Annotated in this window: 2 protein-coding genes and 2 pseudogenes; all 4 read right to left on the reverse strand. The window is 48.5% G+C overall.

What is annotated here, in order from left to right:
• Nucleotides 1–140, reverse strand: a 140-nt coding sequence (locus tag RTW80_RS23385) for a transposase family protein (RefSeq protein WP_130568430.1), incomplete at its 3' end; no start/stop codon positions are given.
• Nucleotides 141–280: 140 nt separating this feature from the next.
• A pseudogene (locus RTW80_RS23390) lies at nt 281–631 on the reverse strand (lyase); the annotation flags it as partial.
• A 104-nt stretch (nt 632–735) separates the two neighbouring features.
• Nucleotides 736–1,119, reverse strand: coding sequence for a protein YhhH (yhhH, locus tag RTW80_RS23395; protein WP_312720436.1), 384 nt, complete (start codon nt 1,117–1,119; stop codon nt 736–738).
• A pseudogene (gene rhsB, locus RTW80_RS23400) lies at nt 1,091–3,286 on the reverse strand (rhs element protein RhsB); the annotation flags it as partial. The gene yhhH and the pseudogene rhsB, both read right to left, overlap by 29 nt.

A 3,286-nucleotide genomic window follows, 5' to 3' on the forward strand; every position in this document is an offset into this window, starting at 1 on the left:
ATATCTTCCCAACCTTCTGCACCAGAAATAACGGCACAAATAGTCAACAGTAGAATATCCGATAATTTATGTTCCACTTTCCAGGTTTGTCTGTAATCGGGGATAATAGAAATATGTTCCATCAATTTTTTAAGTTCCATTTTGTTCTCCTTAATTAGGTAAGGAGTATTTGATCATGTATAAGCAATAAAAAACAGCTTCAGGTAATAAGGAATATCTCAATTTTTAAACATAAAATGCGAATTATTTAGTGCAAAAAGTGAACTTTTGATGATCTTTCCCTGGCCGTTGACTCGATTGCCGTAGCTCGAACGCAAGCACTCTTATCATTCAATGCCATATTGTTCAAAATATTAAAAACATTATCTTCGCATTTTTTGCAAATTTATATTTGCCCGAGTATAAATGCTCCGATATCTCTACGGATATAATTTTTGTCAGTGCAGAATTCAATTGCCAATCTAACAGCGTCTTGCCCCCCTCTTAACTGTAATACTCTGGCAGATGAAATCCTTTTCAAGGAATTGCGATCATCAAGTAAGCGAAATAATTCATCATCATTTAGTTTCTTACATTTATTATATAAACCATACTCTTTACTTGCCTTTCTTTTCTGGTATGTATTTGACATTGCAGGAACCTCCATAAAGGCTATCTTTTTCTATCGTTTGACTGTCTGGAGTCCTCCACCTACTCTGCCATCAGCGCACACGATGTTTGATTATCCTTACATACTTATTTTCCGTGGCCAAAATTCAGAATTCTCCCATCATTTTTGCCTATTTCTATAATAAAAACCCCACCAGCAATTTGGTCTGAGGGAATGGTACCTTCAACAACCCAACTTGTTGTTAACTCAGTGATTTCGTATGGTTTTTCTTCTTCTGCGGCATCCTGTCCATAACGATTCTTAACATATATCTCAGCTAATTCCAATGCTATAGCTTTATTTTTAACCAAATTTCTAACGGTATATTTACCTTCACTTTCATACTTGCGCATTATTTTAATATTATTATTACACTGCGCCCATGTGTTGTATGTAAAAACAAACAAAGATACAATGACACAGTTCCTAAACAATATTTTTTTACATATTACCATGAACTCTGCAGACATTAGGTAATCCTTTTCTGTTTGTTATTTCCTTCCCGTGGTTATCTATTGCTTTAAAATTACCACTGGGCGTACCTAAATAAAATGACTTGATATTGTTATCTTTACTTTTAACTATTTTCTCATCTTTACCTGAAAATATTTCGTCCCAATATTCTCCATGACTATCTGCACCATGAGTATGATAAGCTGATACTTTCTCAGTACCATTAGGGCAAGGGCTATTGAATGGATATGATCCTTTTCTTTCTCCTCGGTTAGGTGCTGTTGAGAAATATCTGCCACTATTATCCTTACATATTAAACCAGCGAACTCTTTATCTTCGCAAATAGATTGGCTATTTATTTTATTTAAGGCGTCATATGCGGTGCTATCTATAGAATCAAATTTATCTGGACCTATCATAGCGGATAGTGTGCCGCAAAGACCATTAGTACATGCCCCCGATTTTGCATCCTCCCACATAGATAAACCCAGGGGGTCGATGTCTGATATCGGATTCAATTGATATCCATACAGGTTCCATCCCCCCTTCAGTCCAATCGGATCCTGAGTGATATATCGCCCCTGCAGCGGGTCATAATAGCGGTGGCGGTTGTAATACAGGCCGGACTCCTCATCATACTGCTGCCCCGGCAGGCGGATAAGCTGCTGCAGCTGATGCGGGTTCTCTTCATTCAGCAGGTTGCCCCACTCATCGTATTCTGCGCACCATTCTGTTGCCCCTTCCTTACTGATAAGGGCCAGCGGCAGGCCGCGATGGTCGCAGTGGTACAGGTGGATTTTTCGCGCCGGCGTGTACACCGGGTCCATCTGGTTTTGCATCTGCTCCACCGTCAGGCCGCACGATGCCAGCCAGCGGCGGCTTTCCTCACTCACCCGGTCAGCCAGGATTTCACTTTCCAGCCGGTCGAGCATCTGCACCAGCACCGGCGGGAACACCACACTGCCACCGTCTTCGCCGCCGGACTGCTGAAGGGTATCCGCCAGGCTGCGGCGCTGCGTTTTCGCCAGCTCACCGGTGGCGGTTTCAACTCTGATGAGTGGCGTGAAGCTCCCCGGCTGATAAATCGTCTGGATGCGGGTTCTGTCGTTCTGTATTGTGGTCAGCCGGTCGCCGTCCCAGCCGTACCAGGTCACTTGCGGTTTCCGTGACAGCGACATCCAGCCCGTCAGGTCCCGTTCACGCCGCCATACCCGTTTTGCCACCCTGCGGCCCAGCGGGTCGTAAAGATAGCGGCTTTCGACCAGCGGCTCTGCATATTGTGTCCGCGTGTAGTGCACCAGCCGGTGCTGACTGTCGTAATGGTACCGGTGGGTGCGCTCATCATCCGTGCGGATAACCCCTTCCGGGATGAGGTCGGTTTTCTCCGTCAGCCTGCCGTGACGGTCATACCGGTAAAGATAGTGCGCGTCACGGGCGATACGGTTATCCGGCCACATGCTGAGGGCGCTGTCCGGGTGCAGCTCCGGGTCGGGCAGGCGGTTACCTGCCGGGTCTGTGGCATACGGGATGCGGATATCCAGATTCGCTGCGGTGGTGTGAACGCTGGTCAGCCTGCCGGTGGTGCTGTAGCTGTAACTCCGGGTCTGGCGCGGGCTGCTGATGCGGATGAGTTCGCCGTTGTCGTTCCAGGTGTAATCGCGGTCATACTGCAGGCTGTTCAGGTGCTGACGCTGTAACTGCCCGGCAGGGGTGTAAGCGGTGGTGAGTTCATAACGACCGAAGCTGCGCAGCGTTTCCCGGTGCAGGCGGTCGCGGGTGAAATCCACCAGCGGTGTGTCGCCGAGCTTCATGCCTGCCAGCCAGCCGCTGCCGTAGGTCAGCCATTCCACGGCGGGCAGGCTGTCCGGTATACAGCGGTTCGCCAGTCCCTGTGCGTTGTACGCATGTCTGGTCTCATGCTGCCAGAGCAGTTCATTCGTCTGCGGATGATGCACCGTCAGGTGTTCACTGGCGAGGCGGCCTTTACTGTCATAACCATAGTGCACCGCCACCCGGTGCCCTTCGCTGATATGGCTGATGTCTGTCAGCCAGCCGCGTTCGTCATACTGCCACCGCTCTGCGGTTTCACCCTTCACGGTGCGGTGAGTGAGGCGGTCTGCTTCGTCATAGTGCCAGTGGGTGACCAGCCCCTCATCCTCGCTGCGGATAAGTTTGCCGGTCAG

The organism is Escherichia sp. AM3 (assembly GCF_032029835.1).
Classification (GTDB): Bacteria; Pseudomonadota; Gammaproteobacteria; order Enterobacterales; family Enterobacteriaceae; genus Escherichia; species Escherichia coli.

What these genes read in the sequence shown, in the direction of transcription:
- yhhH (WP_312720436.1), bottom strand. Translation starts at nt 1,119, where the DNA reads ATGTCTGCAGAGTTCATGGTAATATGTAAAAAAATATTGTTTAGGAAC.